This is a genomic window from Nocardia sp. CA-084685, assembly GCF_050955785.1.
Lineage (GTDB): Bacteria > Actinomycetota > Actinomycetes > Mycobacteriales > Mycobacteriaceae > Nocardia.
Genome location: NZ_CP192094.1, coordinates 8223791 through 8249050, shown reverse-complemented (window position 1 = coordinate 8249050; position 25260 = coordinate 8223791). Strand labels below are relative to the sequence as shown.

7 protein-coding genes are annotated in these 25260 nt (G+C 65.7%); 2 read left to right on the top strand and 5 right to left on the bottom strand.

Annotated features, from left to right (window positions below; genetic code table 11):
• Nucleotides 1-126 precede the first annotated feature (126 nt).
• The gene (locus tag ACQP2U_RS36320) at nt 127-417 is read right to left on the bottom strand and encodes an SDR family NAD(P)-dependent oxidoreductase (RefSeq protein ID WP_433711675.1); all 291 of its coding nucleotides are present in this window, start codon (nt 415-417) and stop codon (nt 127-129) included.
• An 882-nt stretch (nt 418-1299) separates the two neighbouring features.
• Here ACQP2U_RS36320 and ACQP2U_RS36315 point away from each other — a divergent pair.
• Nucleotides 1300-19512, top strand: a complete 18213-nt coding sequence (locus ACQP2U_RS36315; RefSeq protein ID WP_433711674.1) for an amino acid adenylation domain-containing protein — start codon at nt 1300-1302, stop codon at nt 19510-19512.
• Nucleotides 19513-19518: 6 nt separating this feature from the next.
• Here ACQP2U_RS36315 and ACQP2U_RS36310 read toward each other — a convergent pair whose 3' ends face one another.
• From ACQP2U_RS36310 to ACQP2U_RS36300, 3 genes are all read right to left on the bottom strand, one after another.
• Nucleotides 19519-20190, bottom strand: a complete 672-nt coding sequence (locus ACQP2U_RS36310; protein WP_433711673.1) for a hypothetical protein — start codon at nt 20188-20190, stop codon at nt 19519-19521.
• Between the two features lie 252 nt (nt 20191-20442).
• Nucleotides 20443-21411 carry a hypothetical protein gene (locus ACQP2U_RS36305; RefSeq protein ID WP_433711672.1) on the bottom strand — a complete coding sequence of 323 codons (969 nt, stop codon included), beginning with the start codon at nt 21409-21411 and terminating at the stop codon, nt 20443-20445.
• Nucleotides 21365-22858 carry a hypothetical protein gene (locus ACQP2U_RS36300; protein WP_433711671.1) on the bottom strand — a complete coding sequence of 498 codons (1494 nt, stop codon included), beginning with the start codon at nt 22856-22858 and terminating at the stop codon, nt 21365-21367. Before ACQP2U_RS36300 ends, ACQP2U_RS36305 begins: the two co-directional genes overlap by 47 nt.
• Nucleotides 22859-23130: 272 nt before the next feature.
• Here ACQP2U_RS36300 and ACQP2U_RS36295 point away from each other — a divergent pair, with 272 nt between their 5' ends.
• Entirely contained in the window at nt 23131-23682 is a 552-nt protein-coding gene (locus ACQP2U_RS36295) for a hypothetical protein (protein ID WP_433711670.1), read from the top strand.
• Nucleotides 23683-23762: 80 nt separating this feature from the next.
• Here ACQP2U_RS36295 and ACQP2U_RS36290 read toward each other — a convergent pair whose 3' ends face one another.
• Nucleotides 23763-24641, bottom strand: coding sequence for a hypothetical protein (locus ACQP2U_RS36290; RefSeq protein WP_433711669.1), 879 nt, complete (start codon nt 24639-24641; stop codon nt 23763-23765).
• Nucleotides 24642-25260 lie beyond the last annotated feature (619 nt).

Sequence of the window (25260 nt, the reverse complement as noted above, 5' to 3'; positions counted from 1 at the left end):
CGAGCCGGTCGCGTAGACCTGCGGAACGATCTGGTTCTCCCGGAACCGAAGAACACCCGCATGGGCGGGTTGGCGGAGTCTGCGGTCTCGAGGAGCGCGCGGCCCGCAGCAGCCGGGTCGCCGGAATCAAGGGTCCGTGCGTCGGCCGCGGAGGCTGTCGTAGCGCGGGGCGTTCTTCACGATCAGGTCCAAGCGGGCGAAATGCTCGTCGGCGCGCTTCACGGTCTCGAAGACTTGTGCCCTGTCGGTCACATCCAGCTCGAGCCGAAGTACCGCATCGCCGTAAGCGGCGACCAGCTCCGTGAGGTGTTCGGTACTGCGGGCGGTCGCTGCCACCTTGTCGCCGCGGGCAACGCGGCCTCGACGAAGTTGCGGCCAAGCCGCGAGAGGAGCCGGTGACAAACCAGGCTTGCTCATGATGTCTTTCCGTTCTTTTCGGAGTGGCGAGCGCAGCGAGGAGTGATTCCATCGCCGCCGATGTCCCCGAACGAACACAAGATGCCGCCGACCCGCTTTCCGTAACGGTATCGCGGCGTGACGTGCGTCACTGCTGCCACGATTTCGCAAAAATCAGGTGAGCCTGCATCGGGTGTGCTAGATAAGCTATCGGACCAACTGGGGCGAATAAGAATTTGCGTTAGCTCTTCGCAATGCGGACCGCAGTCGGAAACAGCGGTTTCGCAGCGTAATTTCGGTGGTGTCTGAGGACTTGACCACACCGAGTCCTTGCTCACTCAGGGATAATTCCAACCGAATGCCGTTAACTATCGGCTTTCTACTGGTAGGGGGTTTGTTCCGGTGGTCGTGAACCCTGGGATCGCGCACTGATTCGACGTCTGGCCTGGTGCCGTAGTATTCGAACCCCGACCGTGCGGGGAGACTCTTGGTAGCCTAACCTAACTCGCTCGCGGCAAGATTAGCCAATTCATTGCTGTCATGCGCTCTGAGCTGCTAGTTTGAGCTCGAATGGCCTGTCATGTCACGTTATCTCCCTATCAACCGGGCGACGAGTGTCTGCGCCATATTTGCTGTAGGATTCCGAATGGCACCCACTCCTTGGTCCCCGGTCCCTGGACCTTGCGCGACGGGCGACTGGACGATGGACGATGACAGAGACGTCCACCGACGGGAACGCCGCGCATGTGTCGGCGGGGATCGGGTGTCGATCGCCATGACCGCGCCTTCTCAAATATGCGACCCGGTTCTCGTCGCTATGTTGCACATTCCAACAAGCCGATAACGGCAATCTGGCAGCAATATAACTGATTCCTGATATGAGCGGTATCAGTGGAGGTCGAGATGGACCAATCGAAGAGTGGTGCCGATGGTAATCCGAACTGGCCGAGAGCGCTGCAAAAAGGATCCCTCCACTTTTCCGGCAAGTATTCCGGAGACGGTTCCGGCGTGCGCTCGAACGGTAATGGAGGCGCGCGGCCATCGTCGTTCGACATTCTTCCACTGACCGCGGCTCAGCGGGGAATCTGGTTTGCCCAGCACCTCGCGGAATCGTCGCCGATATCTGTGGCTCAATTCGTCGAGATCGTCGGCGAGTTGGACACGGAATTGCTTGCCGAGGCATGCAGAACCGCCGCTCGTGAGTTCGGATCCGGACATATGCGCCTGATCGAGGTCGACGGAGAGCCAGGTCAGTTCGTCGACGAGGAACATCGGCCGCAGGTGTCGGTCATGGACTTGCGCGGGCAGGCCGATCCGGTTGCGGCTGCGCACGAAATCATGGTGCGGGACTACTCCGCTCCGCTGGACCTGCTGAACGACGACCTCATGACGAGCATTGTGTTCCAGGTCGGCGAGGACCATTTCCTGTGGTATCAGCGCGCGCACCATATCGCACTCGACGGATTCGCCGCGGTGACAATGCTGCACCGGATTACCGAGTTGTACAACGCTTGGGCGAGGTTCGAGGAAGCCGCGCCGTGCGTGGCGCAGGACCTGGCGGCCGTTGTCGAGCAGGATCTGGCATACCGCGATTCGGCGCGTTTCGAAAACGATCGCAGATACTGGCACGAGCACTTGACTGGCGCGCCCGCCGTCGTGAGCTTGGCCGGTCGCGTAGGCAAGCCCACCATTCATCCGGCGCTCGTCAGCGCAGAGCTGCCGGACGCCACCGCGCATCTACTGGAGAACATCGCAGCCCAGGACGGCCTGAGCGTGACTGCGACCACCGTCGCGGCGTTCGCCGCTTATCTCGCGCGGATGACCGGGAGCGATGAAGTATTGCTGAGCCTGCCGGTTTCGGGTCGGCACTCGGCCGTGCTGCGCCGTTCCGGGGGGATGGTGGCGAATGTGGTCCCGTTGCGAGTGCGGGTCGCCGGCCGCAGCGTCGGTGAGCTGATCTCCGCAGTGCAAAGCGAGTTGACCAGTGCTCTTCGGCGGCAGCGCTATCGCCAAGAGGACATATTCGGGGATATGGGGATTGCGCGCGACGAGGCGGCATCCTTCGGTCCGGCGGTGAACCTCATGATGATCGAGAACGAGGTTGTGCTCGGCAGCACGACAGGCCGCCTGCACGTCCTCACCTCTGGCCCTACCGCCGACCTTTTCGTCAATATCTACCCGGGCGCGGGCAAGCACACTACACATATCGACTTCCAGGGAAATCCGAACGCCTACAGCCCTGCCGAACTCGCCGGTCACCACCGCCGGTTTCTCATGTTTCTGCACGAGTTCCTCGCGGGGGGAGCGGGATGCCCGGTCAGCAGACTGCCCCTGCTCGAAGTGCAGGAGCGGTCCGCGCTGCTCCCGGTGCGGGGGCCCGGCGGGGGCGAAACACGGCTGCTGCCGGACCTGCTGAGCGAGAGCGCGCGCCGGAATCGAAGTGCGTGCGCGATCGCCTCGGCCGGGCAGACGATGACGTATGGCGAGCTCGATACCAGATCTTCCCAGCTGGCCAGGCATCTCATCGATCTTGGTTGCGGGCCGGACACGGCGGTGGCGATCATGCTGCCACGCTCGGTCGAATCCGTCGTGGCGACGTGGGCCGTCGCGAAATGCGGTGCGGCATTTGTCCATTTGTCCCCCGAGTACCCGTCGAAGCGGATAGCACATATCGTCGCCGACAGCGGTGCCGCGGTGGCGATCACGGTCGACGCCCTGCGCGGGCGACTCCCGCTGGCGATGCACCATGTGGTTCTCGACGACCCCGCAACCCTGCGCGAATGCGACGCCGGGCCGATTTCCGACAATGACCGTATCCGCCCACTGCGGCCGTCCAACGTGGCCTATATCACCTACACCTCGGGATCCACCGGCGCCCCGAAAGGCGTCCAGGTCACCCACACCGGCCTCGCGAATCTGGTTGCCGACCGCGCCGCCACGTACGGCATCGACAGCACCGCACGCGTGTCATACGCCCTCTCACCTAGTTTCGACGCCTCCCTGGAGCAGTTTCTGACCTGCTTCGCGCGCGGATCCACGCTGGTGATCGTGCCGCCCCAGGTGAGCGGCGGTGCGGAGCTCACGCAACTGTTGGCCGATGAGCACGTGACCCACCTGACCCTGACACCCATGATCCTGGCAACCGTGGACCCGCGTCCGACGACCGATTTGCGGGTGGTCGTGGTCGGTGGTGACGTGTGTCCACCGCACGTCATCGAGCGGTGGACACCGTCGGTGTCCGTCTATAACGAATACGGTCCTACCGAAACCACCGTGACCGCCGTCGGCGCCATGCTGAGACCCGGCCGCGCCCACACGGTCGGTGCCCCCATCCGCGGCGTTTCCGCGATGGTGCTGGACCGAACGCTGCAGCCGGTACCCAAGGGCACCGCGGGCGAGTTGTATCTCGCCGGACCGGGACTGGCCCGTGGATACAGCCATCTGTGCGTCGAAACCGCCGCCCGCTTCGTCGCCGATCCGTATGACGGCCCCGGCGAACGGATGTACCGCACCGGCGATATCGCGCGCTGGGCCAGCGACGACGCTGAGCCGACGCTGGAATTGATGGGGCGCAGCGACTTCCAGGTCAAGATCCGCGGCTACCGGATCGAACCGGGTGAAATCGACGCCGCACTTACTACACACGAGGACGTGGACCGGTCTGTCACCGTGCCGGTGCGCAACAACATCGGCACGACAGTGCTGGCGTCCTATGTCGTCCCGGTCAGCGGTCATCGGATCGATCCGCCCGAACTCCATCGCTTCGCCCGCGATTCGCTGCCGCCGCACATGGTCCCGGCGGTGATCCTCACGCTGGACAGCCTCCCGGTCAATGCCTTCGGCAAGCTCGATCGCAGCGCTTTGCCGAAGCCCGAATTCGGGACCGCACCGGTTGGGCGGGCGCCGGCGACGACCCAGGAGAAGGTGGTCGCAAGGCTGTTCACCGAGGTGCTCGGCGTGCCGGAGGTCGGGGCGGACGACAGCTTTTTCGCCCTCGGCGGCGACAGCATTCTGTCGATCCGGCTGGTGGCGCGGGCCAAGGCCGAGGGCCTGAGTTTCTCCACCCACGATGTGTTCGTGCACAAGACCGTCGCGGGCCTGGCGGCCACGGCGACGGAAGCTGGCGACATCCCCGAGTTGGCCGAATTGCCCGGTGGCGGTGTTGGGCCGATGCCGTTGTCGCCGATCATGCGCGCAATGCTCGATCGGGGTCACTACGACCGGTTCGCGCAGGCCGCGCTCGTGCAGCTGCCCGAGCGAGTCGATCGAGCGGATCTCGTGCGCGCATTGGGATCCCTGCTGGAGCGCCACGATATGCTGCGCGCGATTTTGCGCGGTGGCGACTCGGCCGACCAATACGTCGAGGTACTCGGTCGGGACGCGGTCGATCCGGAGGCCGTGCTCGTCGATGTACGGCTCGATCGACGTGTAGCCGCCGAAGTCGAACGGCACCTGCACAGCGCCGCGGATCGATTGGATCCGGGCAGCGGTGTGCTGGTTCAGGCCGTCTGGATTCAGGATCGCAACGGTTCGGGACCCGACCTGATGTGGCTGGTGATCCACCACCTCGCCGTCGACGCGGTGTCGTGGCGCATCATCCTGGCCGATCTGGCGCAGGCCTGGTCGCAGATTTCCGACGGCGGCGAACCGCACTTCGGCCCGCCCACCACCTCGTTCCGGCGATGGGTACACGGCCTGGTCGAGCAGGCACCGGGCAAGCGCTCGGCGGAGCTGGACCGATGGAAGGACGTACTCGCGGGGGGCGATCAGCTACTCGGATCGCGTCGTCTGCTCCCGGATCGTGATATCGGAGCCACGGCGAGCAGGGTCCAGCAGCGCATCCCGGCGGCGGTTACCGAGGCTGTTCTGACCACCATCCCGGACCGCTTCCACGGCAGTGCCAACGATCCGCTGTTGGCGGCCCTGGTACTGGCACTCGGTGAGTGGCGGCGCAGGCGCGGTGCGGCGGCGCCCGCCGGAGAGTTGATCTCGCTGGAGGGACACGGTCGCGAGGAGCGGACCGTAGCCGGCGCCGATCTCAGCGCCACCGTGGGTTGGTTCACCACCCGCTTCCCGGTCCGCATCGAATGCGACAACGTCGACCTCGATGACGCGCTGGCCGGCGGTGTGGCCGCCGGCCTGGCGATAAAGCAGGTGAAGGAGCAACTGCGCGCGGTGCCCGACAACGGCATCGGCTATCAGATGCTGCGTCACCTCGATCCCAGGGGCAGCGCGGAGCTCGCACACCTGCCAGAACCCCAGATCAGTTTCAACTACCTGGGGCGAGTGGGTGTGGGTGAACGCTCGGGGCCCTGGGCACCAACCACCGAATTCACCGCACTGACCGCGACGAGCGATCCAGATATGGCGCTGCCCGCCGTGCTCGATATCAATGCGATCGCCGAGGAAGGTCGCGACGGGCTCGAACTCCACGCGACCTGGGAGTTCGCTTCGCAGGTGTTGGCAGATGCGGAGGTCGACGAGCTCGCCGGGCTGTGGGCGAGAGCCCTGGCGGCCCTTGCCGATCACGTCCGATCCGAAACCGCATACGGCTTCACGCCATCGGACTTCCCGCTCACCGCGGTATCGCAGGACGATGTCGACCACTGGCTGCGGGAATACCCGTCGATGACCGATGTGTGGCCACTGACATCCCTGCAGGCCGGGCTGCTTTTCCACACCCTCTACGACCGCGACGGCGTCGATGGCTACATCGTGCAGGCGGCGCTGACGTTTGCCGGGCAGGTGGATGGGGACCGAATGCGACGGGCCGCGCAGGTCCTCATCGACCGCCACGACAGCCTGCGGACCGCGTTCGTCGGAAGCGCCGATGGGCCACGACAGATCGTGGTGCGCGACACCAGGGTCGAGTGGGTCGAGTCGAGCATCACCGATATCAGCGATGTCGGCGAGCAGGCAGCGGCACTTCGGCGACTCGCGACGGCGGCCGCGGCTCCGTTCGACCCCGCCCGCCCGCCGCTGGTGCGTTTCCACCTCGTGCGCACCGGCGTCGATGTGTTCCAGTTGCTGGTCACCAACCACCACCTCGTGCTGGACGGGTGGTCGATGCCCCTGCTGATCCATGAGTTGCTCTCGTTGTACATATCCGATTGCGATACCGCCGAGCTCGCGCCCGCGCGTTCGTACCGTGAGTATCTGCAGTGGTTACAGGCTCAGGATCGCGCCGCGGCGACCGCCGCGTGGCGGGAGATGCTCGCCGGAATCGACAGTCCGACGCGGGTCACGGGTGGGCCGGATCGGACCGTCACCGCGCACGCCGGTGAAGTCGGCCTGCACCTGGACGCCGCGACCACCGCTGCCATTCTCGATCTGGGCCGCTCGCACGGCGTCACCCCCAATACGGTCCTGCAGGTGGCGTGGGCATTGCTGGTGGCCGCCCTGACCGGACGGTCGGATGTGGTGTTCGGCAATACGATGTCGCAACGCCCGCCGCAGATTTCGGATGTCGAGCGCATGGTCGGGCTCCTGGTCAACACGCTGCCCGTCCGAGTCCGGCTCGACCCCGACGAAACCGTCGGCGGCCTGCTCGTCCGCGTGCAAGCCGAGCAGGCCGCGATGCTGGATCACCAGCACATCGGCTTGGCGGAGCTGCAACGGGCCACCGGTCTCACCGATATGTTCGATACGGCGACGGTGCTCGAGTCCTATCCGTTCGACCAGGAACTGTTGGCACGCAATCTCTCCGCAGCCGGATTGCGGCTCGTCGAGATCGACACACACGATGCCACGCCGTATCCGCTGAGTTTGCAAGTGAGCCCGCCGCGGTCGAATCGCGCCGAACGACCGGCCGCCGACGAGCCCGGCACCTACACGGTCGCGCTGAAATTCGCCACCGACCGATTCGGTTCCGACGATGCCCGCACGCTGCTCGAACGCTTCGAGTTGCTGCTCACGCAGATGGTCAGCGATCCCGCCAGCAAGGTCGCGGCGATCTCCTCCTGCCGGGATTCCGAACGCGCGGAACTGCTTTCGGTCGCCGGCGTGGAGCCGACCGCGGCGCTCGTACTGCGCGACATCCTGTCGGGGACCGCGCGCAGGTATCCGGATGCCGTGGCCGTCCGGTGCGGTGACATCACGTGGACCTATCGTGAGCTGGAGCGTCGCGCCGACGGGTTCGCCCGCCTGCTGGCCGGCCATGGTGCGCGCGCCGAGTCTATAGTCGCACTGGCCGTTCCCCGTTCGGCCGAGCTGGTCGTCGCGATCTGGGCGGTGGCGAAAACAGGTGCCGCTTTCCTGCCGTTGGATCCCGACAATCCCGTCGCGCGGATCGAGGAGTTGTTGTCCGACTCGCGGACCGGGCTGGGGGTGACGACCGGCATTGTGGCACCGCGACTTCCGGACACTGTCGACTGGTTGATTCTGGACGCTTCGGATTCGGATGCGCATGCGGATCTACCTGCACCGTCCGGGGCCGACATGCTGTCGCCCGACAATGCGGCATACGTGATCTACACCTCCGGATCGACCGGCAAACCCAAGGCGGTCCACCTCAGCCATCGAGGCCTGGCCGACCTTGTCGCGGCGCACGCCGACGCCTTCGGCGTGGGCACGGATTCGGTGGTGTTGCAGGTCGCGTCGCCGGGATTCGATGCCTGCTTGTCGGAGTTGCTGTTGGCACACGGCAGCGGCGCGTGTCTGGCGGTGGCGCCGCCGGAGGTATACGGCGGGGCCGACCTCGAGGAAATTCTTCGGTCACAGCAGGTTTCGCATGCGATCATCACCCCGTCCGTGCTGAACACCATGGATCCGGCCCGGACGCCGTCATTGATATCGCTCGCGGTCGTCGGCGAAGCGACCGGGCCGGACACCGTGCACAGGTGGGGCCCTGGGCGACGGCTGATGAATCATTACGGACCGACCGAGTGCACGATCTGGACGACGGGGTCGGATGCCCTGGTAGCCGGCGAGCCGGTGACGATCGGTGGCCCGATCCGAGGCGCGTCCGCGATGGTTCTCGACACGTGGCTGCGACCGGTGCCGGTCGGTGTCGCGGGCGAACTCTATATCGGTGGACCCGGACTCGCCCGCGGGTACGTCGACCGACCTGGCGTGACCGCGTCGCGCTTCGTCGCGGACCCCCGATCCAGCCACGGTGAGCGGATCTACCGCACGGGTGATTCCGTGCGCTGGGTGCGCGGACGCGCCGGGCTGACGCTGGAATACCTGGGCCGTTGCGATCAGCAGGTCAAGATTCATGGCCTGCGGATCGAGCCGGGGGAAATCGATGCCCACCTGGCCCGGCACCCGGACGTGGCGAGCGTCGCGACGGTTGCGGTGGAAGGGCCTGCCGGCGAGCCCATCCTGGTGTCCTATGTCGTCGCCGCGCCGGGGGCGGCCATAGATGTGGCGGCACTCGGCGACGATCTCGCGGGCATGCTACCTCGATATATGAATCCCGCCGCGATCGTGCGGCTCGAGCAGATGCCGTGCACGCCGACCGGAAAGGTTGATCGGAAAGCGTTGCAGCAGCGCGCCTTCGACTCCGACGCCGCGGGCGGCAGACCGCCGGCGACGCATACGGAGCAGGTCGTGGCGAAACTTTTCGCCGATGTGCTCCATCTGGACACGGTGTCCGCCGACAGCAACTTCTTCGCGCTCGGCGGGGACAGCATCGTCTCGATGCGGCTGGTGGCGTTGGCGAGATCGGCCGGGCTCACCTTCACTCCGCGAGATGTCTTCGAAGGCAAGACAGTTGCCGCCCTCGCCGCCATTGCGGGCGACGATGCGGCTCCGGTGGCAATCGAGCAGCCCTCTCGACTCCCGGCGTCGAATCGCGCCTCGGATTTTCCGCTCGTAGCGCTCAGCCAACCCGACATCGATCGGCTCGAGCGGCAGTACCGCGGCCTGTCCGATATATGGCCGTTGTCGCCGATGCAATCCGGTGTGCACTTCCACTCGACATTCGATCCGAATGCCGGGGACAACTACACCGTCCAGACGACGATCGGTTTTTCCGGCGCGGTCGACGGTGAGCGCTTGCGACGTGCCGCTCAGGCCGTGGTCGACCGGCACGATATCCTGCGGGCCGCCTTTGTGGAAACCTCGGCAGGTCCGTGCCAGATCGTGCTGGACCATGCCGAGATCGGGTTCCGGGAGATCGATCTCACCGATGGTGGTGATGCGGAATCCGCGGCCGACCCGGAATCGATTGCCGCAGCGGACGCGGCTGCCGGATTCGACCTGTCGGCTCCTCCGCTACTGCGCTTCACGCTGATCCGTCTCGATTCGGGTGCCTATCGGCTACTCGTGACGAATCACCATGTGATCCTGGATGGCTGGTCGATGCCGCTGCTGATGCGAGAACTGCTCGACTACTACGGATCTCCCGCGCACATCGACTCCGCTGGACCTGCTCCCTCCTACCGCGACTATTTGTCCTGGCTGAGTCGGCAGGACAGCGACGCATCCAAAACCGCATGGGCACAGGCCTTTTCGGATGTCGACGCACCCACCCGGGTCTCCCGTGAGGCCGGGGCGGGGGGTTCGATATCGGCCGCCGAGGTCGGGGCGGAGTTGACTGCGGATCGTTTCGCGCAACTGCGCCGAGCAGCGGCTGAGGCCGCCGTGACCATCAATACGGCCGTCGCCGCGGCCTGGGCCCTGAATCTGCGGGTAGTGACCGGTGAGACCGATGTGATCTTCGGCTCCTCCGTCTCGGGCCGACCCCCGGAGTTGCCGCTGGTCGATCAGACGCTCGGCATGTTTCTGAATACGATTCCCGTGCGAGTCCCGCTCGAACCCACCATGACGGTACGCGAGTTGCTGACCGGCATTCAGGCGCGGCACGCCCGCATGCTGGAGCATCACCACATCGGCCTACCCGAGATTCACCGCAGCGTCGGCGTGCCCGAACTCTTCGACACGGCCATCACCTTCCAGTCGTTTCCCGTCGACCGGGCGGCACTGCAGCAACTCGTCGATTCGGCGGGCCTGCGGGTGGACGAACTCAGCGGTGTGGACGCAACCCCGTACCCGCTGAGCTTGGTCGTGGAACCGAAGCAGTCCGAGCACGGTGCGGAACAGGGACTGCGGATCACCCTCCGATTCCACGACCGTGAATTCGACACCGTGTCGGCGCGCCGCATCCTCGACCGCTTCGTCGAGTTGCTGTGTCGGATCGCCGCGAATGCCGATGTGCGCCTGGGCCAGCTGCCGCTCGATGAAGAACCGGGACCGACGTGGCCGGCTTCGGCTGCGCACACCGCGATCCCGGACACGTTGGACCGGATACTGGCCGCTTCCGCTGTCGTCGAACCCGAAGCGATCGCCGTGCGGTGCGGCACCGCGACCATGACCTACCGGCAGCTCGACGAGCGATCGGCACGCCTGGCTCGGATCCTGCTGCGGCGCGGCGCCCGGCGGGGAGAGGTCGTCGCTTCCGTGCTTCCGCGATCGCTGGCGGCGACGGTCACCCTGTGGGCCATCGCGAAGACCGGTGCCGCATTCCTTCCGATAGATCCGACCTTGCCATCGGAGCGGATCGAATTTCTGCTGTCGGACTCGAGAACCGTGCTCGGGCTGACCGACTCGTCAGTCGGGAAGCATCTTCCCGACAGCGTCGACTGGCTGGTCATCGACGATGAGCAGACGCTCGGCGCGCTGGACTCGGTTCCCGCCATTCCGGTCACCGATGCCGAACGCGGCGGACCGATTCGGCGGGATCAGACCGCGTACATGAGCTACACCTCCGGGTCGACCGGAACGCCCAAGGGTGTACTCGTCAGCCATCGCGGCCTGGCCGTTATGGTCGCGGCGCAGCGGCGAATACTCGGCGTCGACCTGATGTCGGTGGTACTGCAACTCGCCTCGCCCAGCTTCGACGCCTCGGTGTTCGAGTTGTTGATGGCACACGGCTCGGGCGGCCGGCTTGTCGTGTCGCCTGCCGATGTCTACGCCGGTCCCGAGCTGGCGGATCTGATCGGGCGCGAACGTATTTCGCATGCCGTAGTGACTCCTTCGGCGCTGGCGACAGTCCCGTACGAGGGGCTCGACGGGCTGCGCGTACTGGCAACAGCCGGTGAACCGGTCGGCCCGGAACTGGTCGATCGGTGGGCGCCGGATCGGACCATGGTCAATCTCTACGGGCCGAGCGAAAGCACGATCTGGGCTACCGCAAGCGATGCACTGGCGCCCGGTGCCGCGATCACGATCGGCAGGCCCGTCGGTCCCGTCGCGGCCGTGGTCCTGGATACCTGGCTGCGGCCCGTGCCACACGGTGTCGCGGGCGAGTTGTACCTGTTCGGCGCCGGACTGGCCGATGGATACGTCGCCAGGATGGGGTTGACCGCCGGGCGGTTCGTCGCATGCCCGTTCGGGGAGCCGAGGCAGCGCATGTACCGCACTGGTGACGTGGTCCGGCGCAGCGCCGATGGCGAGATGGAGTTCCTGGGACGCAACGATTTCCAGGTGAAGGTGCGCGGCACCAGGATCGAGCTCGGGGAGATCGACGCGGTGCTCGGTGCCCGTGCCGATGTGGCGTACGCGGTCACCGTGGCGCGCAGCGATGTAGGGCGACCGGTGCTGCTGGTGTCCTATGTCGTGCCTGCGACCGGGATGGCTGTATCGGGCGAGGAGTTGCGCTCGGCGCTGGCCGCGGCGCTGCCCCGGTACATGGTGCCGTCCGCGGTGATGGTGCTGGACGAGGTGCCGCTCACCGCCAACGGGAAGCTGGATCGCGAGCGGTTGCCCGAGCCGATGGCCGCCGCGCGCGAATTCCGGGCGCCCGCACCGGGGATAGAGGAAGTGGTCGCGCGAATATTCGAGCAGGTGCTCGATGTGGACCGGGTGGGAGTCGACGACGACTTCTTCGCGCTGGGCGGCGATTCGCTGAGCGCCTCGCTGGTGGTGGGGCGCATCGGTGCCGCCCTGGACGTCCGCGTGCCGGTGCGGTCGGTGTTCGAGGCGCCGACCGTCGGCGGATTGGCCAAGCTCGCGGGGGCACTCAACGGTGGCGGCCGGTTGCCACTACTGCCGGGCGTGCGCCCCGACCCGGTACCGCTGTCGCTCGCGCAGCAGCGGATGTGGTTCCTGAACCGGTTCGAGCCGGACTCTGCGGCGTACAACATTCCGGTGATGCTGCGGTTGTCGGGACGGCTGGATACCGAAGCGCTGGCGACCGCGCTCGCGGATGTGGTCGCACGTCACGAAGTACTGCGGACGATATATCCGGAAACCTCCGGTGAGCCGCGACAGGTCGTTCTCGACGAACCCGCGGTGCCGGTGGAGCCGGTGCGCGTGCCGGCGGATTCGGTCCCGGATGTGGTGAGCGAGTTCGTACGACGCGGATTCGATGTGACCGCCCGCGTGCCGATGCGCGTGGGATTGTTCGAGCTTGGTGCCGAAAACGACAGTGACACAGGAGAATTCCTGTTGGCGCTGGTGGTCCATCACATCGCCGGCGATGGTCAGTCGATGGGCCCACTGGCCCGTGACGTGATGGTGGCCTATGCCGCGCGACTGGCCGGGCACGCGCCGGAATGGGAGCCACTCGCCGTGCAGTACGCGGATTTCGCGTGGTGGCAACGGCAGATGCTGGGTTCCCCGGACGATCCGGCGTCGTTGATGTCCGGGCAGCTGGAGTTCTGGCGCTCAACGCTCGCGGGCGCACCGGACCGGCTGGAACTACCCGCGGACCGACCACGCCCGGCTGTCGCATCGCTGTCGGGAGGGCGGGTACCGGTGCAGATCGGGGCGCGGCTGCACGAGCGGCTGCTCGCGCTGGCACGGTCGCGGGGGGTGTCGCTGTTCATGGTGATGCATGCGGCGCTGGCAACGGTATTGGGGCGGTTGAGTGCCAGCGATGACGTAGTGATCGGCACCCCGGTCGCGGGGCGGGGCGAGCCAGGTCTGGACGATCTGGTGGGCATGTTCGTGAACACGTTGGCACTGCGTACCCGGGTGGATACGGGCGAGTCGTTCGCCGAGTTGCTGATGCGCATCCGGGAGACGGATCTGTTGGCGTTCGAGCACGCGGACGTGCCGTTCGAGCGGATCGTGGCGGAGTTGAACCCGGTGCGATCGGCGGCGCGGCATCCGTTGTTCCAGGTGGCCTTGGCGTTCCAGAATGTGTCGACGGTCGATGTGGTGCTGCCCGATGTCCGGGTTGCCCGGGCGGATGTGGATACCGGGGCGAGCCAGTTCGACCTGCAACTGGTGCTCTCCGATTCAACGGGTAATGCCGGTGTCGCGCAAGGCATCTCGGGAATGATGACCTATGCGCGGGATCTGTTCGACGAGGCGACCGCGGCCGCAATCCTGCGACGGCTGGAGCGGGTACTGGAAGCCATCGCCGACGATCCGGCCATAGTGGTCGGGGATATCGACTGGCTGGAAGCCGACGAACGCTCGGCGCTCACCTCGCGGGTGGGGGAACACGCCGTGGCGGCGCTGGAGCCGGTCGGATTGCTGCCGGAGGTGTTCGCCTCCGCCGTCCGGGATAACGGCGACGGTATCGCTGTTGTCTCCGGGGACACCACGTTGTCGTATACAGAGCTGGACGAACGATCGAGTCGGCTGGCGAGGTTGCTGATCAGCCGCGGCGCCGGAACGGAGAGTCCGGTGCTAGTGGCGGCAGCGCGGTCGGTGGACTCCGTCGTCGCATGGTGGGCGGTGGTGAAATCGGGTGCGGTATACGTGCCGGTGGACCCGAGCTATCCCGAAGGCCGGATCGAGCAGATGGTGTCGGATTCGGGTGCGGCGCTGGGCCTTACGGTGTCCTCGGCGCGTGCCGAAATGCCCGATTCGGTGGACTGGATCGTGCTCGACGACGTGGCCGTCGCCGCGCGGATCGACGGGTTGGCCAGTGGCCCGGTCGGCGATGACGAGCGGCTGCGACCGTTGCGGACCTCGAACGTCGCCTATGTGGTCTTCACCTCCGGATCCACCGGGGTGCCGAAGGGCGTCGCGGTCACCCATTGCGGCATCGCCGACTTCGTCTCGGCGCTACGTGCCGATCACGAGCTCCGGCACACGTCCAGGGTGTTGCATTTCGCGTCGCCATCGTTCGACGCCGCCCTGCTGGAGATCGTGATGGCGGTCAGCCGTGCCGGGGCACTGGTTGTGGCGCCGACGCAGATCTACGGCGGCGTCGAGTTGGCAGAACTCCTGCGCGCGCAGCGGGTTACCCACGCCTTCATGACCCCTGCCGCACTCGCGTCGGTGGGTCCGGCCGGGTTGGACGACTTGCGGGTAGTGCTGTCCGGGGGCGACGAGGTCCCAGCGGATCTGGTGAATCGATGGGCGGGCACCGATGTCGCCGGCGCCAGGCAGTTCCGGGCGCTGTACGGGCCGACCGAGGCCACGGTCGTCGCCACGGCGACGGGTGAGCTGCGCCCCGGTGAGCGGCCGACGATCGGTGCCCCGCTGCCTGGCATGCAGGCGCTGGTCTTGGATGCCCGGCTGCAGCCGGTGCCGGTTGGGGTGGCCGGGGAGTTGTATTTGGCGGGGTCGGCGTTGGCGCGCGGGTACCTCGACAAGTCGGCGACGAGCGCGGCGCGGTTCGTGGCGCACCCGTTCGGGGAACCGGGACGCCGCATGTACCGCACCGGTGATGTGGTGCGCTGGAATTCCGATGGTGTGCTGGAGTTCCTGGGGCGCAACGATTTCCAGTTGAAGATCCGTGGTTACCGGGTCGAGCCGGGCGAGATCGACGCGGTACTGAGCGCGCGCGCGGAGGTGGCATACGCGGTCACGGTGCCATGGCGGGCGGGCGCGGGTCCGGTGATGCTGGTGTCCTATGCGGTACCCGAAACCGGGGCGAGCCTGTCCAGCGAGGCGTTGCGGGCGGCGTTGGCCGAGGTGCTGCCGTCGTATCTGGTGCCCGCCGCGGTAATGATCCTCGACGCGATCCCCCTGTCGCCGAATGGAAAGCTCGACCGCGCGGCCCTGCCCGCACCCGTCGTCCAGGCCAAGCGATTCCGGCCCCCGGCGTCACCGGGAGAGGAAATAGTGGCCAGCGTATTCGCCGACGTACTCGACATCGGCGGTCCGGTAGGCGCCGACGACGACTTCTTCGAACTCGGTGGCAACAGCCTGGCGGCCACCCGGGTAGCCGCGCGGATCGGTGCCGCGCTCGACGCGACCATCCCGGCGTCGATGATTTTCGAGGCGCCGACGGTCGCGAGGTTGGCCGCGCGCGCCGAATCGCGGGCCGATACCGGTCGGGTGGCGTTGGCCGCGCAATCGCGGCCACAGCGAATTCCCCTGTCGTACGCGCAGCAGCGGATGTGGTTCCTGAACCGGCTCGAGCCCGGCTCGGCCGCCTACAGTATTCCGATCCTGCTACGGCTGTCCGGACAGCTGAATCTCGACGCGCTGTGCGCGGCCATCGAGGATGTGCTGAACCGGCATGAGGTGCTGCGGACCGTATACCCGTATACCGATGGGGAGCCGTCGCAGGTTGTCCTGCCCGCCGCCGAGGTGATTGCGCCGATGACGGTGGCCTCGGTCGCGAAACCAGAACTGGCCGAGTCGTTGTCGGCGTTCGTCTCGACGGTGTTCGATGTGACGGTCGAGGCGCCGGTGCGGGTACGGTTGTTCGAAATCAGCCGGCACGAGCGGGTCCTGGCCGTGGTGGCGCACCACATTTGCTGCGACGGGTCGTCGCTGGGCCCGCTGGCACGGGACATGATGACCGCGTACGCGGCACACCTGCGCGGCGAGACGCCGAGCTGGCGATCGCTGCCGGTGCAGTACGCCGACTACGCGATCTGGCAGCGGAAGGTGCTGGGTACCGAAGACGATCCCGAATCGCTGCTTCGTGCCCAGATCGACTACTGGACAATGGAATTGGCCGAACTGCCGGTTCTGCTCGAGCTGCCGACCGACCGACCGCGTCCGCGCGTGCAGACCCGTGCGGGCGCGAGCGTACCGATAACCGTCGGTGCCGATCTGCATGCGGGATTGCAGCAGGTCGCGCGAGCACACAACACGACGCTGTTCATGGTCTTCCACGCTGCGCTCGCGGCCACGCTGGCCCGCTTGGCCGGTACGGACGATATAGCGATCGGCACTCCGTATGCGGGACGCGGCGAGCCCGAACTCGACGATCTGGTCGGGATGTTCGTCAACACCTTGGTATTGCGGACCCGGTTGACCCCGGAGATGACGCTCACCCAGTTGCTCGAGCAGGTGCGCGGGACCGATCTGGCCGCGTTCGGGCACGCCGATATTCCGTTCGAGCGGCTGGTGCAGGAGCTGAACCCGGCGCGGTCGCACGCCCACCATCCACTGTTTCAGGTGATGCTGGCATTCCAGAACCTCGCCGGGGCCCAGTTCGAACTTCCGGGGCTCTCCGTGTCGGCCGTGACGGCCGACAGCGACACCGCACTGTTCGATCTGCAGATCACGGTGTCGGATTCCTACGACTCCGCCGGTGCCCCGGCCGGCATCAGCGGCGCGGTGACCTATGCGAGCGGCCTCTTCGACGCGACGACAGTGACCTCGATCGTCGATCGGCTGCTGCGGTTGCTCGGCGCACTGGTGACCGATTCGGCGCAGCCGGTGTACGAGGTAGATCTGCTCGGCGCCGATGAGCGGGAAGCCGTGCTGAGGCAGTGGAATTCGACCGATCGCACGCTCCCTTCCGGCGAGACGCTCGCCTCGATCTTCGCGCACTCCGTGCAGGAGTATGCGGACCGGACCGCGGTGACATTCTGCGACCAGTCGCTGACCTATGCGGAATTCGCGTCCCGCGTATATCGGCTGGCGCGGTGGTTGATCTCGCGTGGAGTGGGTCCGGAGTCGTTGGTGGCGCTGCGGATGCGGCGTTCACTGGACCAGGTCACCGCCATGTACGCGGTACACGCCGCAGGCGGTGGGTACGTGCCGCTCGATCCGGACCTGCCGGCCGACCGCATCGCGTACATGCTGTCGATCGCCGCGCCGGTGCTGGAGCTGTCGTCCCTCGATGGGCTGGAGCTGTCCGGATTCGATGACGCGCCGGTCACCGACGCCGATCGACTCGCACCGCTGCGCCCGCACAACATCGCATACGTGCTCTTCACTTCGGGCTCGACCGGGCGACCGAAAGGTGTGGCGGTATTGCATGGTTCGGTGGTGAACCAGGTGCGGTGGGTCAACGGGATCTACACGCTGACGCCGAATGACGTTGTACTGCAGAAGTCCCCAGCCACGTTCGACATGTCGGTGTGGGAGTTGTTCGCGACACTGGCGATGGGGGCGCGACTGGTGATCGCGCGAGCCGACGGGCATACCGACCCGGCCTATCTCGCCGAAACCATTGCCACCGAAGGGGTCACGATCGCCGCGTTCGTCCCGTCCATGCTGGCGGTATTCGTGGATGCGGTGCCCGCGGAATCGCTGGAGTCGGTGCGGACGTTCCTGGTGGGCGGTGAGGCATTCGGCCCCGAGGTGGCGGCCGCGGTGCGGCGAACAGTGCCCGGGGTCGAGTTGCACAATCTGTACGGGCCGACCGAGTTCACTGTGTGCGCGACCGCGTATCGGGTGACCGAAGCCGACAGCGGGAGCATGCCGATGGGCGCACCGGTATGGAACGCGCGGGCCTACGTACTCGACAACCGGTTACATCCGGTACCACCCGGTGTCGCTGGGGAGCTGTACTTGGCGGGCGCCCAACTCGCGCGCGGCTATCAGTCACGTCCGGGCCTCACCGCGGAACGGTTCGTGCCCGATCCGTACGGTGACGGCCAGCGCCTGTACCGCACCGGCGACTTGGTGCGCTGGCGCCATACCGGCGACTTGGAATACCTGGGCCGCACCGATTTCCAGGTGAAGCTGCGCGGCCTGCGTATCGAACTCGGTGAAATCGAGGCGGTACTCGCCGAGCACCCCAGTGTCGCCAGAGCGATCGTGGTGGTGCACTCCACCGACGCGGTGCAGCATCTCGTCGGCTACCTGGTGCCCGCCGCGGGCGCCACGGTCGACACCGCGGCGGTCTCGGCGCACGCGGCAACCGAACTGCCCGACTACATGGTGCCCAGCACGGTGACGGTGATCGACGCGGTGCCCCTCACCGCGTCGGGCAAGCTGGACCGCACCCGGCTACCGGAGCCGATGCTCGCGGTAGGGGAGTTCAGGGAGCCCGCCTCGTGGTTGGAAGGGGAGGTCGCACGAGTCTTCGGGGCGGTACTCGGTGTGGACAGGGTGGGCGCGGATGACGACTTCTACGTATTGGGTGGTAACTCGCTGAAGTCGGTCCAGGTGGTCAGCGAGTTGCGGAAAGAACTCGACTACGAGGTTCCGATCAGCTGGATGCTGTCGGACCCCTGCCCGGCCGACCTGGCGAGGCGGATCGAATCCGGAATGCGCTCAGGTCCCGCCGTCGACCGGACCGATGTCGGCTTCGATGTGCTGCTGCCGATCCGGACCGACGGTGAGCGTGCGCCACTGTTCTGTATCCACCCGGCCGTGGGTCTGTCGTGGTGTTACCGCACACTCGACCGGTACCTGCATAACGGTCGACCGATCTACGGCATTCAGGCGCCGCAAGTCGGCGGCGAGGTTCCCGGTCCGACGTCGATCGAAGAGATGGCCGAACGCTACTTCGCCGAGATTCGCGCGGTTCAGCCACACGGCCCCTATCACCTTCTCGGCTGGTCGCTGGGTGGCGCGATCGCCCATACCATTGCCGTTGAAATGCGCGCCGCCGGTGAGCAGGTTGCGCTGCTGGCGCTATTGGACGCCGAGGTAGGCGGTGTCGACGTGTCGACGCTGTCCGCCGTCACGGCTGGCGAACTGATCAGCAATCTCGGCCCGGTCTTGGGCGTCGATTTCGTCAACGCCGATGCGACCGCCGAGGAGGCCGCTGATCTGATCGAACGGCACCTGGGGGTCGACCTCGGTGTCGACGCCGCAAGGATCGAGCGCCTGACCGACGCCTACAACCTGGCGATCCGGGCTGCCGGTGAGTGGCGGCCTGCGGTCTTGGACAGTGACATGCTCTATTTCACCGCGACGCGGGACAGGCGATCCGATGCCGAGGGGCATGAGGGATGGGCGCAGGTGGTCCGCGGGCGGATTTCGACCTTCGACATCGATGCGACCCACCTCGCAATGACCGAACCCGGTGCGATTGCCCAGATCGCCCGGATTCTCAACGCACGACTGGATCGATGACCACGTTTATTTCGGTGAGTTGGTGGCCACGCCGGTTCCATCGGTAAGGCCGTCCTCTTGTGGGAGGGGCGTGGTGATGCCCACTATCGCCCCGACCGACGCCCCGAGCGCACCACCGAGCACGGCGGCAGGTCCGGCGACGACGGCGGCGCCGACGCCCGCGCCGAGGAGCGGGCCTACAACCAAGCCGGTCGGCAGGAACGGGATACCGGCGACGAACCCGGCGGCCGCGCCGGCCATTCCGGCGCCTATCGCGACGGGCGCGGACACTCCCGCCGCGAGGCCCGCACCGATGGCCGCACCGATGGCCGCGTCGACGACAGTGACGACACATCTGCGGGGATCTACGGGGACGTACTGGCAGAACGCCTGTATCGGCTTCTGATCCACGGCGGGTGGTGAGTCCGGCGCGTCCACCGGCTCGACTCGGGTCCAACTGTCGGCGGCGATCGGATTCGTTCGGCCGACACCACGGCGCGTGTCGACCGCCGCTGCTATGTCGACCGGTGACCGGCCGAATAGATCGAGTAGGGCCGGCAACGGAAGTTCTTGTCCCTGCGCATACTGCACAAGTGTTAGCCGGTCCGCTGCCGCCGGTGGCGTGACGGGTGTCTGCGCGGTGTTGTCCGGGGATGCTTCGGCCACTCCGGTGCCGAGAAAGACGGCGACTGGCAACATACTGGCAATCAAGATCGGGCGTGATCGGCACCAACGACCGGCTTCCGGCATTCCGCACCTCCTGGACGAGCGCTTCTCGGCAATTTGTCGCATGTTGCGGCGCAAGTAGCTTAAGCGGCCGGGGTGGCCGGATCGGGGATAACGGTCGGTTCCGTGTCTCCAGCAAATCTTTGGCTGACCATCTTGGGTATGCGGTGCGCCGTGCTATCGGGAGGTTGAAGCAACGTTGGTTGAGCGGCGGCTGGCCCGGTATCAGGCCGTCAGCGTCACCTCGGTCCACAGGTCACCGTTCACGGCGATCTTGCCGGGCACGGCATCGGGTGCCTCGTCGGCTCTGATGACGATGTGATCGTGACTCACCAGCGAATCGACCAGCGACTTCTTCGGTATGGTCTTCGCCCACCGCTTGACGAGTCCGAACGGAATCATCGCGTAACCATCTGTCTGCCAATCAGTTTCGACGAAATGCCGGGGTGTGGCATTATGCGAACCGTGATGTCCGACCTTGTAGAAGGCCAGGCGGGAAACCAGATCGATAGTGCGCGGATCGGACAGGACGTGCTCCCATGCGCCCTGCTGCGCATTGCCCGGAAACAGCAGCCGGGTTCCAGCGATATCCAGCACGAAGAAGACGCTGGTGTTGTTGACCGCATTCTCCAGAATCGAGGCGGCGCGCAGCAGTCGATCGTCATCGTCGACGAGTTCGTCCAGGCCCAATGCCGCCTTCGCTTGGAGCAGGCGGTCCGGTAGGGGATTTCGCGCGATGTAGCGCCGGTTGAACAGCGGTGTCGGCCCGCCGTCGGTAGCTGTGGAGGCAGCCGCGCGTACCAGTGGCCATGATTGTTTCGAAGGCGGATCCATGCGCTTCAGAAATCGGGCATCGCGCGGCGGCCCGAGAATATGTGCGACGAGCCCGACCCGATCGACGGCGATCGTGTTCTCGGTTTCGTTCTTGCTCGGCAGGTACCGCACCCGGTGCGGTGCGGCGAATCCGCTGAAATTGCGGCCGAGGAGACGATCGGTCGCGGCGGCATTGCCCTGCGAGTTCACCGCGAAGGCCTGTGCCAGTTCGACCGATGCCGACATGCGATGCCCGTTGCCGCGCCGCTCGATGAGCGCCCGCAGACCGTTCGCGGCCTCGACCTGACCGCTGCGGATCCGGCGCGCGTCTTCGTCATCCGGATCCTCGATGAATGGCACCCACACCTCGTCCACACTCACCTGCTCCCATTCCCGGCAGGCGAATCCGGTGATGTGATCGGCGTGGTGATGGGTGGCGACCGTCCCGACCGGAAGTACCGTTGCCGTCGGGTACGGCGGGGGTACGCAATTCACCCGGAATGCCGATCGGGTCGAGATCCTTCGATGCGGACAGGATGACCCGGGACAAATCCACCGGGTGATCGCCGTCGCCCAGATTCAGCGGGGTATCCGGCCGCTGCCAGACCAGCGCTTCATCGGTCAGCGAGGTGACACTTATCGGCCAGATACCGCGCCGCCGCAGCGCCTCCACGAGAGTGCTGCGCAGGTGTTGGCGGTCCTCCGGATAGAGTCCGCGGTCCGCGGTGACGATCGCCCGGACGACATCGCCGAAATTGACGTCCAGTACCGGGAGATAATCGAAACTGCGCACCACCATCCCGAGCATCCGGTCCGCGGTCTTGACCGCCTCATCGGCGATCCGAGATACCAGATCCGGGTGTAGGCGCCCCGGCGGCAGCACTCCGGTGCCGCCACTGGCGATCCGCAGTAAGTCCGCGATCGAGTTCTGGTAAGCGTCCAAGTACGCGTCGAATACCGCTGCCACGAAACACGCACCGCGTTCGTGCGGCTCCTGTGCCGCGCGGAATCGGTCGGGCGTGCGACTGCGGTCCGCTATCGCCGAACGCAATGCCGCGCCGCGACCGGTGGACTCACCGAACTCTCTCGCCAAATCCAACAGGCCCGCGCTTTTTTCGAGTTCTCCCGACGTGGTCGCGATCGCGTTGAGCACCACGTCGCGGTGGGCGAAATGCTGGAACAGCGCGATCAATTCGGCGACGGCCTCGTGCCAAGCGAAGACGTCGCGGTTGGTGCATTCGTTGTACAGCCGCCGGATTCGATGCACGATCGCGTGCGTCACCTCGTGCGCGATGATGTCGCTCGACAGGCAGGTGAAGATGACCTGTCCGGGCAGATTCGCGCCCGGATTCTCGGTATCGGCCTGGTAATAGCCGAATAGCAAGGCGCGCCGCCGTGGATCGAAATAGGCGTTCTGCCCCTCGAAGGCGTGCGGGACCAGACGCAAAATCTGGTCGCGGTGCCACCGGAATCGACGTCCCATGAACCGCTCGAACCGCTCGATGACACTCATCGTGACCGCGTAGACGACCTGTTGATGCGCGCGGGGATCGGTTTCGGTCGGACGAATTCCGTCCTGCGCCAATATGTACGGATCGTCCAGGTCGACCGGCTCGTACCACGCATGACGACTGGCGTCGAAATCGACCACCTGCACCAGCGCGCCGTCGGGGCCCGGTCCCCGGATTCGCTCGAACGGGATATCGAGGGTGAGGAACTGCCCGGACAGACGCGTCGACATCGGATCGAAAGCGAAGGTGCGCAGCCTGCGCCGGGCCGGTGGACAGATTCCGCTCGAATACTCCACTAAATTCGCGGTTTCGTCCATTGCTCGTCCTCCCATATGACATCTCGGGGGATTCGTTTTCCATACGTCGTGTCGCTTTCGCACCGCGATCGCACGCTCGCGTGCACCCGAGCACTCGCCGGAACGACGAGAAACTCTCGATTGGAATCCGATCGCGCATCCTAGGGGGTGAAAACCGACTCCGATTACGGAAACAAGTTATCGACATCAATCAAATCGGCGGAGCATCATTGTAGCTATCGGGTGACGTTTGTCGGGAACGTCAATGGAAATCGGAAATGATTGGAAGTCCAATGTTCATCAAGAAATTGATAACGACCGCCTTTATGGCCGTCGCGGCGACCAGCATAGCCACTGCCACCGCACATGGTGAGGGGATGCTGACCGATGTCAGCCTCAACGCTGCGGATGGCCCGATCGCCTACACAACCACCCTCGCAGCCGACCACACCAGCGCCCTGGTGAGCCTGGCCTCCGGCAGATTCGTCGTCGCACCCGATGCTGTCACGGTCCTCGCGGACAATGGTGCGGTAATCGGTAGCATCCCGACCACACTGCGTACCGAGGCCGGTCAGAGTCTCGCGGTGACACCGTCGCTGGACAGCACCAGCACCCAATTGACCCTCACGCCGGTCGGCGGACCGACAACTGAGGCTGTCAACTCCCAGAATATGCCCGGCGTGCATCAGGCCTGGGGACCGATTTCGGTCGCTGTCGGCGCAACCATCGGTTGCCTGGTCGGCGTTGCGATCGGCATTTGGTTCTTCTTGGTCGGCGCCATCGTCGGATGCGCGATCGGCACGGCCATCGGCGCGGTGATCGGTTTCTTCACGCCGTTCCCGTGATCGGGCACGCATCGGAAGTAAATCGAACACAATGCAAACGGGCCGGGCGCCTATTGGCTGCCCGGCCCTCTCGTATGCCCTTACCTGCTCAGTGCCGTTTCGCGGGCCGGTGGGCGGCGGTCGGCCGTCCTGGTTCGGCGGACCATCCGGCGGCGGACCTGGGGGTCGTAGACGGCCAGGTCGTCGTCGAATGCGAGTTGTTCCCAGAGGAATACGTTGGTTTCCTGCTGGTTCGACGGCTCCGGGGCATTTTCCGTTGCGGTGACATCCGACTGGGGAGTGGAGATCAGGCGAACTGTGAAGCCTTGTTTGCGCAGGCTCATCGCACCGGCGGCCAACGCGGCACCGCATGCGGTAATGGCGGCGAGCGTCGCGGCGAAATCGAGGCCGGCGCTGGCGATTCGGTGCTCACTGCCCATGAGGTTCGATGCCGAATTATCGCCGAAGAGCGAATTACCGCCGAAGAGCCAGCTGAAAAGTCCGGTATGGTTCGCGGATTCGGTGATTTCGCGCAGTTCCGGCACCTTGCCGTTGAGGTAGGCCAATGCGGCGAGCACGAAAAGGGCTGCCGCAGTGCTGCAGCCGAGCGCCAAGTAGGAAAGCAGCCGGTTCCGAACCCGGAAATACATGACCGTCGAAACGACCGTGCCGGCGACCGCCAGGGTGGTGAGTACGGCCCAGGTGCTGCTGATGCTGACCACGGATTGGAATGAGCCGGTGGTGAATCCATCGATTCGGCCGAACGCATTCGAGGTGATCGTGCCATTGGGCCCGGTTGCCGAAATCCAGGGCTGGAACAGCAGTAGGAAGGTGAGCAGACCCAGACCCGGGGCGCAGAGATAGGCCCAGTCCGATCGTAGGTCGAAACGTGGTGCGGTCACCTCGCCGATGAGATCGTCATCGTTCTCGGAGCGACCGAGCTGAACATCTTTTTCTTGCCAAGGCGTTGTGTGTGCCATTTCTAACCACACCTGCTGTGCCACTTCCGGATTAGCGGAAGCGGACGCTGCGGGGCATGTCCTCCTGGGACGAATAATAGGAATTGGTACAGACGACATCGTCTGTTAACAGGAAGTTACGTTAGGACTCCTCGGTCTGCTGGGCAACGTGACCCCATGCACACGAAACTTGTGAAACAGCCGTGATCAGCCCATCGTCGAGAACGATGAATTCTATGAAATGTGCTCTCTCGTAGGTGTTTTCACGAGCTGTATCTCGCCAACGGCGCTGCGCGGGCACGGCCTCGACGATCACACCGGTTGTGACCCGATAGACAGACACGTCGGGATGCCTACCAGCGCATCGGGTTCGAACTACCGAGTGCGCGCCAGTAACCGGTACCGCCTCCCGAGCCCATCCAGCAGCGATTCGAGACCGACCTCGAATGCGTCCCGATCGATGCGCTGCTGCCGCTCGGCGAGCAGATGCGCCTCGTTCAGGTGGGGGTATTCCTCGGCATAGACTTCTGCGTCGGCGGGGAAGCCCGCGGCGAAGGAACCGAGTGATGAACCGGTGCCCGGATCAGCGCGGCGATTTCGCGAACATCGCCAGCGATGATCCCGCTGCGCACGGCGATCG